We start from the raw sequence: 14,784 nt of genomic DNA, 5'->3' as shown, positions 1-14,784 counted from the left end.
TGCCTTCCGGGTTTTTCAGCCTGCCGGCTCTCCGAGCGGGCCGGTTCGCGGTTCGTGTTGCCGCCGAAGCCGTGCTCAAACGGCGCACGGCGTGCGCCGATGGCCCACCGGTGGGAAAATCCGCTTGCACGGTGTCCGGGTCCCCCGCCGACAATGCCGGTCATGACCTGGACCGTCGACCCGGAGCCGTACGACTCCCCCGTGGCAGCCGCCCTCTGGCGCGCGTACTACACGGAGGTGAGCGACCGCTGGTACCAGCTGCACGAGGGACACACCACGGACCCCGACGAACTGGAACGGGAGATCGCCGCGCAGTCCGGCGCCGACCTCGCCCCGCCCCGGGGAGCACTGCTGGTCGCGCGCTACGGGGGTGCCCCGGCCGGCACGTCGGGCGTGCGGCTGCTGGACGACACCACCGCGGAGCTGACCCGGGTGTTCCTGTACGGCGGGATGCGCGGCCGGGGCGGCGCCGCGCTGCTCGTGCGGGCGGCCGAGGACGCGGCCCGCACGCTCGGGGCCGAGCGCATGGTCCTCGACACGCGCAGCGACCTCGTCGAGGCCCGTGGCCTGTACGCGCGCCTCGGCTACACCGAGACCGAGGCGCACAACGAGAGTCCGTACGCCGAGCACTGGTTCGCCAAGCAGCTGCGCCCGGCGGCCTGAGCCGGTCGGCGAGGGTCCGCAGGAGGGTCAGGAGGGTGAGCCCGCCCGCGCGGGCGTACGCCCCTCGTGCGGGCGCTCCCGCTCCGAGCCGCACAGTTCGCCGGTCAGCTCCCGTACGAGCTGCACCAGGTCGGTCGGGCGGTCCGGGCCCCACCAGTCGCCGAGCAGTTCGGCGAGCGACTCCTCGCGGGCCCGCGCCAGCCGTTCGGCGACCTCGCGGCCCCGGCCGGTGAGCACCAGGTCGGGTCCCTCGCGGACGGCGAGGTGCCGCTCCTCGACCTGCCGGGCGGCCGCCATCACGGTGGCCAGCGGGACGGGGCTGCGCTCCGCGAGCTGGGCCGGCTCGACCCGGCCGTACTTCCTGACCCGCAGCAGCATCCAGCTCGACGCCGGCAGCAGGTCGTAGCCGGCCCGCGCGGTGATCCGGCGGTAGATCTCCCGGCGGCCCTCGCGGGTGCCGAGGACCGACAGGGCGCGGCACACCTCGTCGTGCGAGGACCGTTCCACCGGGTTGCTGGCGAGGGTCTGGGTGGCGTCCGGTGCCGTGACCGAGCCGCGCAGCCGGTCCTCCTTGAGGAACCAGGCCAGGACGAAGGCGATCAGGGCGACGGGGGCCGCGTACAGGAAGACGTCGGTGATGGAGGAGGCGTAGGCGTGGACCGCCCCGGGGCGCAGCGCGGGCGGCAGGGCGCCGATGCCGCGCGGGTCGCCCTTGAGGGTGTCCACGGAGACGCCGGGCGGCAGGGCGGCGCCCCGGAAGGCGTCCGTGAGCTGGCCGGCGAGGCGGCCGGCGAAGATCGTGCCGAAGATGGCCACGCCGAACGACGCGCCGATGGACCGGAAGAAGGTCGCGCCGGAGGTGGCGACGCCCAGGTCCTCGTAGGGGACCGCGTTCTGCACGATGAGGACGAGGACCTGCATCACCAGGCCCAGGCCCAGGCCGAAGACGAAGAAGTAGGCGCTCACCTCGGCGGTGGCGCTGTTCTCGTCGAGCTGGTGCAGCAGGAGCAGCCCGAGGGTGGTGACGGCGGTGCCCGCGACGGGGAACACCTTCCAGCGGCCGGTCCGGCTGACGATCTGCCCGGAGACGGTCGACGACAGCAGCAGGCCGAACACCATCGGCAGCATGTACACACCGGACACGGTGGGCGAGACGCCTCGCACGACCTGCAAGAACGTCGGGAGATAGGTCATCGCGCCGAACATCGCGAAGCCGATGACGAAGCTGATCACGGCGGACAGCGTGAAGGTGCGCACGCGGAAGAGCCTGAGCGGCAGGACGGGCTCGGCCGCCCGGCGTTCCACGGCCACGAAGAGGACCGCCAGGACGACCGCGACCACCGCGAGGCCGATGATCTGCGGGGAGCCCCAGGCCCAGGTCGTGCCGCCGAGCGAGGCCACCAGGACCAGGCAGGTGGCGACGGCGGCGATGAGGAGGGTGCCGAGGTAGTCGATGACGTGCCGGGTGGTGCGGCGCGGGATGTGCAGCACCGCCGCGATCACGGCGAGCGCGACGACACCGACGGGCAGGTTGATGTAGAAGACCCAGCGCCAGCTGAGGTGCTCGGTGAAGACCCCGCCGAGCAGCGGCCCGAGCACGCTGGTGGCGCCGAAGACGGCACCGAACAGCCCCTGGTAGCGGCCGCGTTCGCGGGGCGGGACCAGGTCGCCGACGATCGCCATCGACAGCACCATCAGGCCGCCGCCGCCCAGGCCCTGGAGGGCGCGGAAGGCGATCAGCTGGGACATGCCCTGCGCGATGCCGCACAGGGCGGAACCGACCAGGAAGATGCAGATCGCCAGCTGGAACAGCCTCTTGCGCCCGTACTGGTCACCGAGCTTGCCCCACAGCGGCGTCGCGGCGGTGGCCGCCAGCAGATAGGCGGTGACCACCCAGGACAGGTGCTCGAGACCGCCCAGGTCGCTGACGATGGTCGGCAGGGCCGTGGAGACGATGGTCTGGTCGAGCGCGGCGAGCAGCATGCCGAGGAGCAGGGCCCCGATGGAGACGAGCACGCCGCCGGCGACCTGCTCCTGTCCGTCCGGCGCCGGGGCCCGTCTCCGCCGCCTCGCGCACATCTCCGGCCATGTGGACCTCCACGGGTGTCATGACGCTCACGGGTGTCGACGCGTACCGCCCATCCCGGTCGGTGTGACCCGATTCGACCGTTTCAGTCCTCCGGGAGGCCGGCATTCCGGGGGCGTGTGCGCGGAAGTGTGGAGAAGATCTGCATAATCTCTGGAGTTCGCGAGGGGAGTCGCGAGGGGAGGGACGAACGCGTGGAGCAGCAGAAGGAGCCGTCTCAGGAGCCGCCCGCGAGGGGCTCGTGCCCGGAGTGCGGCACGCCCAGGGAGGCGGACAACACTCCGTCCTGCGCCTGCGGGGCGCGGGCGTCCGACGCCCTGCGCGACGCCCGCACGGCCCAGGCGGCAGCGGCGGAGGACTTCGACCCGCTGCGCATCCGGCCGTACGTGGAGCTGGACGGGAGCAGGGAGCCCGCGGGGCCGGGCGCCGCAGGGCACCCGGAGTCCGGTCCGCCCGGCGGGCACCCTGCCGCACCCCCGGCCGACGAGCCGCCCCCGGCCGCCGCGCAGGAGGCCGGGAGGGCCACCGCTGACGCCGGCAGCGGAGCGGGGGCCGGGGCGCCGGTATCCGACCGGGACGCCACCGTGACCCTGCGGGCGGTCGACGCCGGGGCGGACGGTGCCCGTACCGCCGCAGGTCCCGCGGACGGGGACGCGAAGCCGAAAGCCGTACTGCCGACGCCGCTCGCCCCCTCGGCCGGCTCCCCCAGCGCGCACGACCTGCGCCTGTTCGAGACGTCCGGCACGGCGCCCCTGCCGCGGACCCTTCCGGACGGGAGCGGCGCACCCGGCACACCGGGCACGGACGGCGCACCGGGTACGGACGGCGACGGACGGCCGCCACGGAGGCGCCGCACGGGCCTGCTGCTGAGTGCCGCCGGAGCGGTCGTGGTCGTGGTGGGCGCGGCGGGATTCGCGAGCGGGCTGTTCTCCTACGACACACCGTCGCGGGACGGGGCCCTGCCGACCGATGTCCGGGCCGGTGTGCCCGACCCGTCGACCGGCGAGGCATCCCCCGGCACCGCCGCACCGAGCACGGCCTCGTCCCCCTCGGCCCGCTCCGTGCCGCCCTCCCCCTCCGCGTCCGCCTCCCCGTCGCAGAGCGCGAGCGCGTCGGCCTCGCCGTCACCGTCGGCGTCGAGCGCCTCGACCGCACCGTCCCGGTCTGCCGAGCCGACGGGGGCCACGACCGCGCCGGCCGACGACGCCCCGCAGGAGCCCGAGGACGACGACCCCGACCTGGCCGCCGGTCCGACCCTGCGGCGCGGCGACCAGGGCCCGGAGGTGGTGGAACTCCAGCAGCGGCTGGCCGGGATGAAGATGTACCGGGGCGACGCCAACGGCGACTTCGACCGCCAGGTCGAGGACGCCGTCCGTCAGTACCAGTGGTTCCGCGGCATCTACACCGACGGCGTCGGCGTCTACGGCCCGGACACCCGCCGCAGGCTGGAGTCCGAGCCGCAGAAGTCGTGAACCGGGGACCTCGGCGACAGCCGGGGAGGCCGAGGCGTCGCGTGCAGCCGGGGAGGCCGAGGCGTCGACGGCAGCCGAGGAAGCCCGAGCCTCCCCGGCACCAGGAGAAGCCGCGACCTCATATGCAGCAGGAGAAGCCGCGGCCCGAGCAGCGGCAGCCGGGAAAGCGGTAGCCGGAGCAGCAGGAGCAGCAGCGGCGGCCACGGAAGCCGCAGCCGGAGAAGCGGCAGCCGCGGAAACCCGCACCGCAGCAGCCGCAGCCCGGAGGGGGCGACCCCGGGCGCGGGGACCCCGCACAGCGACCCCGTACGCGGCGACCCCGCACGCGCAGCGGGCGGCCGTCAGCCGATGTGCAGGCGCAGCGTGCCGTCCTCGTCGGCCTCGACGCGCACCCGTGTCAGGTCCTGGACGACCACGTCCGGCCCGTGGATCCCGGCGCGCGGCCCGACCCCGACGACCCGCATCCCGGCGGCGCGCGCGGCCGTGATGCCGGCGCCGGAGTCCTCGAACGCGATGCAGTCGGCCGGGGCGACGCCCAGCTCGGCGGCGCCCTTGAGGAAGCCCTCCGGGTCGGGCTTGCTCGCCCCGACCGACTCGGCGGTGATCCGGACGTCGGGCTGAGCGAGCCCGGCGGCGGCCATCCGCGCGCTGGAGAGGGCCACGTCGGCCGAGGTCACCAGGGCGTGCGGCAGGCCGCGCAGCGAGGCGAGGAAGTCCGGGGCGCCCGGTATCGCGACGACGCCCTCGGTGTCGGCGGTCTCCTCGGCGAGCAGGCGCGCGTTGTCGGCGTGGTTCTGCTCCATGGGCCGGTCCGGCAGCAGCAGCGCCATCGAGGCGTAGCCCTGCCGCCCGTGGACGACCTTCATGACCTCGTCGCCGTCCAGGCCGTGCCGGTCGGCCCACCGCCGCCAGACGCGCTCGACGGCGGCGTCCGAGTTGACGAGGGTGCCGTCCATGTCGAGCAGCAGGGCACGGGCGGGCAGAACGGTGGTGGCGGTGGCCGTCATCGGCAGGCTCCAAGGCGCGGGGAGGGGACAAGGCGGCCCCGCCCGCCGGTCAGGGGGAGCGGGCGGGAGCCACTTTGTTCATCCACGGTACAAAAAAGACCGGGGATCGCGCCAGCGGCCCCCGCCGCCGGACCCCACCGGACCCCACCGACATCCCCCCGACGGCCGCCGCTCAGCCGGCGATCGCCTCCCACAGGCTCCACACGCCGAGGCCCAGCATGAGCACCGCGGCGATCTTCGTGATCAGCCCCAGCGGCACCCGCTTCATCAGCGCCTTTCCGCCGACGATGCCGAGCCCGGCCACCGCCCACAGCGCGAGCACCGCACCGAGGCCGACGGAGAGCGGATCGTCGTAGCGGGCGGCGAGGTTGGCCGTCATGATCTGCGTCAGGTCACCGAACTCGGCGACCAGGATGAGCATGAACCCGGCCCCGGCGACCTTCCAGAAGGACTGGTCCTCCGGCTTGCGGATCTCCTCGTCGTCGTCGTCCTTCTTCATCAGCAGCACGGCGGCGCCGCCCAGGAACAGCACCCCGGTCACCGCGTGGACGATCTGCTGGGGCAGCAGGGTCAGCACGCTGCCGGCCGCGACGGCGAGCACGACGTGCAGCAGGAAGGCGGCGGCCACGCCCGCGAAGACGTACGAGGCGCGGTAGCGGGTGCCGAGGACGAGGCCGGCGAGGGCGGTCTTGTCCGGCAGTTCGGCGAGGAAGACGACACCGAAGACGAGCGCCGTCACGGTCAGGCTGATCAAGGTTCCTCAATCGGTCGGGGCCACCCCACCGAGAGTGCTGGTTCGGGACTTCACGACGTCCGCGACGGGAGACACCTCGGCACGGCAGCACACGGATCCACCCCTGCCGTACGGCACGGGCGTGCACTGCTTGCCGAAGGTCTCGCTGGCCGGTCTCGCGGTGCGAGACCTGCCTCCGGGCGCCGGCTCAGCGGGCTGAGCAGTATGTCGACGGTCCGGCGAAGAGCTACTCCCCTTCTGCGCCGTCCATAGTACGCGAGCCCGCGGACGGGACCGAGGGCCGAAAGTCCCACGGACCCCGGCCGACTCCCACGAGTCCCCTTCGGCTCCACAGGCCCCGCCGCGCTCCCGCCGGACTCCCCGGCCCACGCCGGGCCCTGTCACGCCTCCCGTGACACCCCCCCCGTCACGAGTCTCGTCGCACTCCTAGACGCGCCATGCACACGTCACTAGTTTCTTACCGACCGCACATCTGTGCGCCATGCGGCGTCGCGAGCATTCCCCTGCCCGCGTCCCAACACCCCCACACTCCAAGGGAGTTCGCATGCCGAAGTTCTACGCGCGTCGACGGCTCGGTTTCCTCGCCGCGTTCACCGGGCTCATAGCCTCCGCCGGGCTCCTCAACGGCCCGGCCGCCTCCGCCGCCCTCCCCACCCCGGTCAGCGCCGCCACCGCCCGCACCTACCTCGCCTCCCTCACCGTGGCCACCGAGGACCGCACCGGCTACGACCGCGACCTCTTCCCGCACTGGATCACCCAGTCCGGCGCCTGCAACACCCGCGAGACGATCCTCAAGCGCGACGGCACCGGCGTCGTCACCGACTCCTCCTGCGCCGCCACCAGCGGCAGCTGGTACTCCCCCTACGACGGCGCCACCTGGTCCGCCTCCGGCGACGTCGACATCGACCACGTCGTGCCGCTCGCCGAGGCCTGGGACTCCGGCGCCGACGCCTGGACCACCTCGCGTCGCCAGTCCTTCGCCAACGACCTGACCCGCCCCCAGCTCATCGCGGTCACCGACAACGTCAACCAGGCCAAGGGCGACCAGGACCCGGCCACCTGGATGCCCTCGCGCAGCGCCTACCGCTGCACCTACGTGCGCGCCTGGGTGCAGGTGAAGTACTACTACGACCTCTCGGTCGACTCGGCGGAGAAGTCCGCGCTGCAGGGCTACCTCGCGAACTGCTGACGCCCCCCGTCCGCCGTCCGTTCGGCGCGGACCCTCCCACCGGTCTTCGTCGCCCCGTACCGTACGGGGCGACGAAGGAGAGGATCATCATGGCGGGACTGCGCCTGGGCCCACTGCTGAGGTACACCGACGGTTCGTGCGCGACGGTCTGGGTCGAGACGAGCGGCCCCTGCACCGCCGAGGTGCGCTGCGCCGACGGGGCGCGGGGCACGGCCGGCACCTTCCTCGTCGCCGGCCACCACTACGCCCTGGTCCCGGTGGAGGGTCTGACCCCCGGCACGTCGACGCCGTACGAGGTGCTCCTCGACGGGGCGAGCGTGTGGCCGCCGCCCGATTCGCCCTTCCCGCCCTCGGTGATCGCCACGCCCACCGACGAGGACGGCCTGCACGTCGCCTTCGGCTCCTGCCGCTGGGCCGCGCCGCCCGCCGGCGGCAAGGACCCGGTGGGCCCGGACGCCCTGGACACCCTCGCCGCCCGGATGGCGGCCGACCCCGGGGGCGCCCGCCCCGACGTCCTGCTGCTGCTCGGTGACCAGGTGTACGCCGACGAGGTGTCCGACGCCACCCGCCGCTGGATCGGCGACCGCCGCGACCTGGACCAGCCGCCCGGCGACCAGGTCGCCGACTACGAGGAGTACACCCGCCTCTACTTCGAGTCCTGGCTCGACCCGGAGGTGCGCTGGCTGCTGTCCACCGTGCCCAGCTGCATGATCTTCGACGACCACGACGTCATCGACGACTGGAACACCTCGGCCGCCTGGCTCACCGACATGCGGGCCACCGACTGGTGGCAGGAGCGGCTGCTGAGCGGGCTCATGTCGTACTGGGTGTACCAGCAGCTGGGCAACCTCTCCCCGGCCCAGCTGGCCGCCGACCCGCTGTACGCGGCCGTCCGCGAGGCCCCCGACGGCACCGCCGCCCTGCGCGCGTTCGCCGCCCGGGCCGACGCCGACGCGGCCTCCGTCCGCTGGAGCTACCGGCGCGACTTCGGCCGCACCCGGCTGCTGATGGTGGACTCCCGCGCGGCCCGCGTCCTGGCGGAGGACCGCCGCTCGATGCTCGACCCGGAGGAGGCCGCCTGGGTGCGCGAGCAGGTCATGGACGGGCGGGGCTCGTACGACCACCTGCTGATCGGCACCTCCCTGCCCTGGCTGCTGCCCCACCTGGTGCACGACGTGGAGGCCTGGAACGCAGCGATGTGCGGCGGCGAGCGCGGCGAGCGCTGGGCCGAGCGCGGGGAACGGATCCGGCGCGGGGCCGACCTGGAGCACTGGGCCGCCTTCCCGTCCTCCTTCGACGCGCTGGGCGACCTGATCGCCGAGGCCGGTACGGGACCGGAGGCGCCCGCGACGGTGAGCGTGCTGTCGGGCGACGTGCACCACGCCTACATCGCCGAGCCGTCCTGGCCGGGGCGTGCGCCCGACGCGCGGGTGGCCCAGCTGACCTGCTCGCCCGTCCACAACTCCGTACCGCTCTCGATGCGCCTCGGTTTCCGCTTCGGCTGGAGCGCCCTGGCACGGGCCCTCGGCCGGCGCATCGCCCGGCACGGACGCTGCGCGCCGCCGGCAGTGAGCTGGCGCAGGACCGGCGGCCCCTGGTTCGGCAACCAGATCATGACGCTGACCTTCCGGGGCCGGTCGGCGCGGCTGCGCCTGGAACAGGCCCGGGCCGACCGTGCCGGGGCGACCGCGCTGCGGACGATCACGGACCGGGAGCTCGCGTAGCACGGGCTCCGGCCCGTGCGGGCGGCACGGGCTTGTGGCGCAAGGGGCGAGGGTAGGAAACGAGACATGTCCGAGGACCGCTCCGCGGGCGTGGGAGCGCTCCCACCTGGCTCGGCGACGAGGAAGCGCCGGTGACCGCACGTCACGCTATGGCGAAATGTTGAACTTGCAAGCACTGATTAGGTGCACCTAACGTGGGCAGCCCACTCGGTTCCGTCCCCCCACCGGCCCCTTCCGCGGCCGGCCGACCGAAGGAGCACCCGCATGCCCATACGCCTCAACGGCACCGACGCGCAGCCGTACGTACTCGGCCTGTTCCGCATCGTCTTCAGCCTGCTTTTCGTCTGCCACGGTGCCGCCTCCCTGTTCGGCGTCCTCGGCGGCGCCGCGGGAACGGGCGGCACGCTCGAAGCGGGCACCTGGCCGGGCTGGTACGCCGCTGTGATCCAGGTGGTCGGCGGCGGCCTCGTGCTGCTGGGCCTCGCCACCCGCCCGGCCGCGCTGATCTGCTCCGGCTCCATGGCCTACGCGTACTTCAAGGTCCACCAGCCGAACGCCCTGTGGCCGATGGAGAACGGTGGCGAGACCCCCGTCATGTTCTGCTGGGCCTTCCTGCTGCTCGCCGTCACCGGTTCCGGCGCCTTCGGCGCGGACCGCCTGCTCGCCCGGCGCACCTCGCAGCGGCGGCAGTCCACCCCGGAGCCGCAGACGCCGGTCGCGGCCTGACCCGCCTCCTCCCGCCCGGCAGCGGTGCCTTCCCGGACGCGGGGCACCGCTGCCGCGCGTCGGAGGCCGGGCGGGCAGCTCCGTGTGAACATCCCGCGTCGATCCGACAAGCCCCCTGTGAACCCTCTGTCACACCCCCGGCGTACGCTGTATGGCTGTCATCGGCCGCTCCTGCCGTCCCCGCGTCTCGCGGCAAGGCCCGGCCCACGGGGGCGTATCGGGGAGTTGTGGTGGTCGAGAGTCTGGGAAGTATCGGTTCGCTGGTCAGCAGCCCGTGGATCTACGCGTTGGTGGCCGTCTCGGTGCTCCTCGACATCTTCCTGCCGGTGCTGCCGAGCGGTGTCCTGGTGATCGCGGCGGCGACGGCGGCCGCGGGGTCGGGAGCGGCGGCGGCCGGGCGGGTTCCGGAGGACGTCCCCGACATCCTCGTCCTGACGCTCTGCGCGGCGACCGCATCGGTCATGGGCGACCTGGCCGTGTACCGCCTCGCCTGGCGCGGCGGGGAGCGCCTCGACCGCGCGATCGCCCGTTCCCGGCGGCTGACCACCGCGCAGGAACGTCTCGGCGGGGCCCTGGCCCGCGGCGGCGGTGCCCTCGTCGTCCTGGCCCGCTTCGCTCCGGCCGGCCGCTCGGTCGTCTCGCTGGTCGCGGGCGCGGCGCACCGCCGGGTCCGGGAGTTCCTCCCGTGGTCGGCGCTCGCCGGGCTCGCCTGGGCCGTCTACAGCGTGGCCCTCGGTTACTTCGGCGGGCAATGGCTGGGCGCGACCTGGCTGGCGACGGGCGTGTCGCTGGTGGCGCTGTTCGGAGCGGGGGCGGGGGCGGCGTTCCTGATGCGCCGCCAGCCCCGCACCACCGAGGCATCCTGACGGTCCGGCCCGACTCGGGACGTCCTGACGACCTGCCCCGCCCGAGGCATCCTGACGACCCGGCCCGACTCGGGAAGTCCTGACGACCTGCCCCACCCGAGGCGTCCTGACGACCCGCCCCGACTCGGGGCGTCCTGACGCCTCCTCGGCCCGTGACGCGGCCGCCGTGCTGCGGGCCGGACGACCCGCTCCAGGGCGGCGGACGGCGCGGGCGCTCCTCGAACGGCACGGCGCTCGTCGAATGGCACGGGCGCCAGCCGAACGGCGGAGCCCGCGCCGCCGGACGGCGGGGGCACACCTCCGGAAGGCGGGGTCACACCGCCGGACGGCACGGCCGCCGCCCGCATCGCCGGACGGCGTCAGGAGGCTCGCCGGGCGCCTGCGCCGCCCCGCACCTCAAGGCCGGCCAGCAGCTCGGCCGTGGCCTCGGTGACGGCCTCGACGGCACGGTCGAAGACCTCCTGGTTGTGCGCGGCGGGCGCACGGAAACCGGAGACCTTGCGGACGTACTGAAGGGCGGCGGCCCTGATCTCGTCCTCGGTGGCCTCCTCCGCCAGCACGGGCGGACGCAGGGTCTTGATGCTGCGGCACATGACGTCAGTCTCCCCTCTCCAGGTCCACGCACCAGTCGTTCGACGTGATCCGGTGACCCTTCGGATACTCGAAGTCGACCTGCCCGAGAAGCTCGAAACCGGCCCCTCGGCAGACCGCGTTGGAAGCGGTGTGGCCCACCTGGGGGAACGCGTGCAGATACCGGTGGGACCCGGCCGCGCGGGCCTGCTCCCGGACGGCACGGGCCGCCCGCACGGCGAGCCCCCGCCCCTGGAATTCCGGCAGCACGCTCCATCCGGTCTCCCAGACCTCGGAGTCCCGCCAGGTCCGCTGCCAGTACCCCACGGAGCCGACGGTCTCGCCGCCGTCCGCCAGGACCACCCGGAACATCCGGCCCGGCGTCAGCTCGACGTACCGCCGGTGCCGGTCCAGGAGTCGCTCCTCGGTCTCCGGTCCGCCCAGGTGCACGGTCATCTCCGGGCTGTTGATCCTGCGCAGCAGCCACAGGTCCCCCTCCGCCCAGGGGACCAGGCTCACCCGCTCCCCGCCCGCTCCGGTCCGCTCCGCCACGTCAGCCGTATCCGCCATGTCTTTCACGGTAGGCCAGGGGTCTGACAGTGGGCCCCGGCCCGCGGACCACACGTTCGCGTGAACCCCCGAAGGGAACGCGCGCCTCAAAATCGAACAGGCGTATCATTGGATCGTGGCTACGACCTATGATTTCCCCAGTGACCTCCTCGCCGGCCAGGAGGAACTGCATCAGGTCCGGGCCGAGCTGTCGGCCCTGCTGAAGAGACTCCCCTGGTCCGTCGAGCCCCTCGACGGCTTCAGCGACGACAACGGCTGGCGCAGGATCGAGCGCCCGGCCTCCCCCGGCTGGTCCGCGGACGAGCAGGCCGAGGTCGAGAAGCTGCGGCAGCGCGAGCGCGAGCTGGCCGTGTTCGTCAGCACCCACCGGTACTGGTCGGAGGTGACCGGCTCGGACCGGGTGAGCGCACGGTCGGAGCTGAAGCACGCCCACGAGGCCCCGCTCCCCCGGACCCCGCCCGAGGACGACTGAGACCGGGCGACCGCATGCGAAAGGCCCCCGGAGGATCTCCGGGGGCCTTCGCACCGACGACGGCGCCGGTCCTGGTGGGCGCGGACGGTTTCGAACCGCCGACATCCTGCTTGTAAGGCAGGCGCTCTACCCCTGAGCTACGCACCCAGGACGAGTCGACAGCCTACATGGCCCGCGACGCGGCACGGCACCCGCGTTCGCGCCGTGCCGGGGCGGTGGCCGGGGGTTAACCCCACCCCTGATCCGGTAGCCGACCGGATCCCGCGCCGCTCCCGTGCTCCGTACGGTCGTAGAGCCTCGCCGACCCGGCTCCGCGCCACCGCGCAGGGCCCCCCGGGGGGCCACCTCGTCGTGCGTTCCAGGGGGAGACCGTCATGCCCGCCCGTACCGTTCCCGTCCGCGCGCTGGCCGCCGCCGGCGCCGTCGCCGTTCTCGCCGCGGGCCTGAGCGCCTGCGCCTCCGCCTCGGACGACAAGGAGCCCGAGCACCGGTCCTTCGCCCTCCAGGGCCGTACCCTCACCGTCGACTCCGACGACTCCGCCCTGGAGATCGTCGCCTCGGACGCGCACGCGTCCGGGAAGATCGAGGTCACGCGGTGGTTCTCCGGGTCGGTCGCCGTCGGCTCGGAGCCCGAGGTGACTTGGCGGATGAACGACGACCGGCTGGTGCTGCGCATGCACTGCTCCGGAGTGGTCGCCGACTGCGCGGCCAAGCACCGCATCGAGGTGCCGCGGGGCATCGCCGTCGAGGTGAAGGACGGCGACGGCAGCGTGCGGGCGAGCGGGTTCGAGGACGCGCTGGACATCCGTACCGGTGACGGCTCCGTGCACGTCACCGACTCCTCCGGCCCTCTGGAACTGCGCACCGAAGACGGTTCCGTCCGCGCCGCGGTCTCCTCCCGGCGGGTGACGGCGCGCACCGGCGACGGTTCGGTGCGGCTGGACCTCGGCACCGTCCCGGACCAGGTGGAGTCCCGTACCGGCGACGGCTCCGTGACGATCTCGCTGCCCCGGGCCACGTACAAGGTGACGACGCACACCGGGGACGGCGCGGTCGACGTGTCCGTGCCCACGGACGGCGCCAGCGCGCACCTGGTCGACGCCCGGTCCGGTGACGGCAGAATCACGGTCCGAACCGCGAACTGACCGGCCCGTGTGTTCGTCCCTAACGGGTGGGAGAATGAACCCGGGCAGGACGGACGACACGGGAGAGTGATGTGACGGCGACGCCATCGCAGCCGTACTCGCCGATGGTGGCGCGCGCTCGGCGCCCGCCCTGCCGCTCCCGCCGCCCGTCCGGCGCGGCGCTCACGACGCTACGGGACACGCTCACCCTCGTGGGCCTGCCGCTGCTCGCCGTGCTCGCCCTGCCCGCCGCGTTCGCCGGCGGCGGTACCCGGCGCTGGTTCGGTGGCCGGGCCGAGAGCCAGCGCGCCGAGGCGCAGGCCGCGAAGGACGACGCGGCCGCCGCGTTCTACGAGCTGGACACCGCGCAGCGGGATCTGCGGATCTCGATAGAGACGATCGCGGCCGTCGACTCCTCCCCCGCCGCCCGGCGCGCGGTCACCGACTTCGAGGCGCTCGGCCGGCGCATCGACGAGGTCAGCCGGCAGTACATCGGCGCCGTCGACGCCCACGACCTGGACCGGGACGACCTGGAGGCCTCGGCCGCCTCCCGTGCCCGTACCGAACTGACCGCGGCCAGAACGGAGCTGGGCCGGATCAAGCAGGAGCTGGACCGCTTCGCCGAGGGCCTCGGCCCCCTGCTCGGCAAGGCCGAGACCCAGCTCGCCCGGCTGGCCCCCGCCGTCGAACGGGCCCGGCAGGCGCTGCTCGCCGCCTCCAACGCCCTGGACGCCGCGCGCGGCTCCGGTCTGAAGGCGGACGACCTCGCCACCCGGCTCGCGGCCCTCGGCCCGGAGCTGACCCGGCTGAACCAGGGCGCGGGGCAGCACGGCGTGCCCCAGACGCTGGAGCGCGCCGAACGGGTCACCCGGGAGGCCGAAGCGGTCCGCGCCGAGGCGGAGCGCCTGCCCGAGCGTGCCGCGGAGATCGACCACCGTCTGGTCTCCCTGCGCACCCGCGCCCAGGCCCTGACCACCCGCACGGAGCAGGTCGAGCCGGTGCTGAGCGAGTTGCGGCGCCGGTTCACCGCCGCATGCTGGCAGGACCTCCAGCACGTGCCGGACCAGGCGGCCGAATCGGTCCGCCAGGCCGAGCGGAAACTGGCCGAGGCGCAGGCCGCCCGCGACGAGCAGCGCTGGCCCGACGCCACCTCCCTGCTGTCGACGGTGCGCGCGCTGCTGAACGCGACCGACGAGGCCGTCTCGGCGGCCGGCGACCGGCTGCAGCGGCTCAACGCCGTGCAGAAGGACCCGCAACAGGAGATCGAACGCACCCGCTTCGCGATCCGCGACGCCCAGCGCCTGGCCATGGCCGGCCGCAACACTCCCGAGCCCCGTCACGCGCGCCCCCTGGACGAGGCCGTGGCCCGGCTGGAACGCGCGATCACCACGCTGGAGGGCCGGCACCCCGACTACTGGCACTTCCTGACGGAGACGGAGACGGTCCGGCAGACGGTGGCCGGCGTAGTCACCCGCATCCGCGAGGAACGCGGGTCCGGTCACTGATCACCGGGCCCGGTCACGGGTCACCGGGTCCGGTCACGGGTCACCGGGTCCGGGCG

General features: G+C 73.9%; 14 protein-coding genes and 1 tRNA gene. 9 read left to right on the top strand and 6 right to left on the bottom strand.

Annotation, left to right across the window (positions count from 1 at the left end; all coding sequences use genetic code 11):
- Positions 1–162: 162 nt before the first annotated feature.
- Positions 163–663, top strand: a complete 501-nt coding sequence (locus tag ACIBCJ_RS08875) for a GNAT family N-acetyltransferase (protein WP_365979220.1) — start codon at positions 163–165, stop codon at positions 661–663.
- Between the two features lie 27 nt (positions 664–690).
- On the opposite strand, the gene ACIBCJ_RS08870 is transcribed toward ACIBCJ_RS08875, so the two are convergent.
- A complete protein-coding gene (locus ACIBCJ_RS08870) occupies positions 691–2,742 on the bottom strand; it encodes an MFS transporter (RefSeq protein WP_365979219.1) in 2,052 nt (683 codons plus the stop codon).
- A gap of 201 nt (positions 2,743–2,943) precedes the next feature.
- Here ACIBCJ_RS08870 and ACIBCJ_RS08865 point away from each other — a divergent pair, with 201 nt between their 5' ends.
- The gene (locus ACIBCJ_RS08865) at positions 2,944–4,221 is read left to right on the top strand and encodes a peptidoglycan-binding domain-containing protein (RefSeq protein ID WP_365979218.1); all 1,278 of its coding nucleotides are present in this window, start codon (positions 2,944–2,946) and stop codon (positions 4,219–4,221) included.
- A 341-nt stretch (positions 4,222–4,562) separates the two neighbouring features.
- Here the strand turns inward: ACIBCJ_RS08865 and ACIBCJ_RS08860 are convergent, their stop codons facing one another.
- Both ACIBCJ_RS08860 and ACIBCJ_RS08855 read right to left on the bottom strand, forming a co-directional pair.
- Positions 4,563–5,228, bottom strand: a complete 666-nt coding sequence (locus tag ACIBCJ_RS08860) for an HAD family hydrolase (RefSeq protein ID WP_365979217.1) — start codon at positions 5,226–5,228, stop codon at positions 4,563–4,565.
- Positions 5,229–5,400: 172 nt separating this feature from the next.
- Positions 5,401–5,982 carry a TMEM165/GDT1 family protein gene (locus ACIBCJ_RS08855; RefSeq protein ID WP_133885943.1) on the bottom strand — a complete coding sequence of 194 codons (582 nt, stop codon included), beginning with the start codon at positions 5,980–5,982 and terminating at the stop codon, positions 5,401–5,403.
- A 544-nt stretch (positions 5,983–6,526) separates the two neighbouring features.
- On the opposite strand from ACIBCJ_RS08855, the gene ACIBCJ_RS08850 reads away from it, so the two are divergent.
- The 4 genes from ACIBCJ_RS08850 (at position 6,527) to ACIBCJ_RS08835 (ending at position 10,487) form a co-directional block, all read left to right on the top strand.
- Positions 6,527–7,171 (top strand): HNH endonuclease family protein, encoded by a 645-nt coding sequence (locus ACIBCJ_RS08850; protein ID WP_362508825.1) that lies wholly within the window; start codon positions 6,527–6,529, stop codon positions 7,169–7,171.
- Positions 7,172–7,260: 89 nt separating this feature from the next.
- Entirely contained in the window at positions 7,261–8,895 is a 1,635-nt protein-coding gene (locus ACIBCJ_RS08845; RefSeq protein WP_365979216.1) for an alkaline phosphatase D family protein, read from the top strand.
- Positions 8,896–9,159: 264 nt separating this feature from the next.
- Positions 9,160–9,621 (top strand): DoxX family protein, encoded by a 462-nt coding sequence (locus tag ACIBCJ_RS08840; RefSeq protein WP_362098950.1) that lies wholly within the window; start codon positions 9,160–9,162, stop codon positions 9,619–9,621.
- Positions 9,622–9,851: 230 nt separating this feature from the next.
- Positions 9,852–10,487, top strand: a complete 636-nt coding sequence (locus tag ACIBCJ_RS08835; RefSeq protein ID WP_362098953.1) for a VTT domain-containing protein — start codon at positions 9,852–9,854, stop codon at positions 10,485–10,487.
- A gap of 359 nt (positions 10,488–10,846) precedes the next feature.
- Here ACIBCJ_RS08835 and ACIBCJ_RS08830 read toward each other — a convergent pair whose 3' ends face one another.
- Entirely contained in the window at positions 10,847–11,080 is a 234-nt protein-coding gene (locus tag ACIBCJ_RS08830; RefSeq protein ID WP_133885938.1) for a DUF2277 domain-containing protein, read from the bottom strand.
- Positions 11,081–11,084: 4 nt separating this feature from the next.
- A complete protein-coding gene (locus ACIBCJ_RS08825; protein ID WP_365979215.1) occupies positions 11,085–11,627 on the bottom strand; it encodes a GNAT family N-acetyltransferase in 543 nt (180 codons plus the stop codon).
- A gap of 115 nt (positions 11,628–11,742) precedes the next feature.
- Here ACIBCJ_RS08825 and ACIBCJ_RS08820 point away from each other — a divergent pair, with 115 nt between their 5' ends.
- Positions 11,743–12,099: a hypothetical protein gene (locus tag ACIBCJ_RS08820; RefSeq protein WP_133885936.1), complete on the top strand. Its 357-nt coding sequence runs from the start codon at positions 11,743–11,745 to the stop codon at positions 12,097–12,099.
- A 72-nt stretch (positions 12,100–12,171) separates the two neighbouring features.
- On the opposite strand, the gene ACIBCJ_RS08815 is transcribed toward ACIBCJ_RS08820, so the two are convergent.
- Positions 12,172–12,246: transfer RNA gene (locus ACIBCJ_RS08815), tRNA-Val, on the bottom strand.
- Between the two features lie 227 nt (positions 12,247–12,473).
- Here ACIBCJ_RS08815 and ACIBCJ_RS08810 point away from each other — a divergent pair.
- Positions 12,474–13,244, top strand: a complete 771-nt coding sequence (locus tag ACIBCJ_RS08810; protein ID WP_362513641.1) for a DUF4097 family beta strand repeat-containing protein — start codon at positions 12,474–12,476, stop codon at positions 13,242–13,244.
- 71 nt (positions 13,245–13,315) lie between these two features.
- The gene (locus tag ACIBCJ_RS08805; RefSeq protein ID WP_365979214.1) at positions 13,316–14,728 is read left to right on the top strand and encodes a hypothetical protein; all 1,413 of its coding nucleotides are present in this window, start codon (positions 13,316–13,318) and stop codon (positions 14,726–14,728) included.
- Positions 14,729–14,784: the final 56 nt, after the last annotated feature.

Origin of the sequence: Streptomyces sp. NPDC051136, from assembly GCF_044455745.1 — a bacterium.
GTDB lineage: Bacteria > Actinomycetota > Actinomycetes > Streptomycetales > Streptomycetaceae > Streptomyces.
The sequence above is the reverse complement of the archived record's forward strand: the minus strand, read 5'-3'. Positions and strand labels throughout refer to the sequence as shown.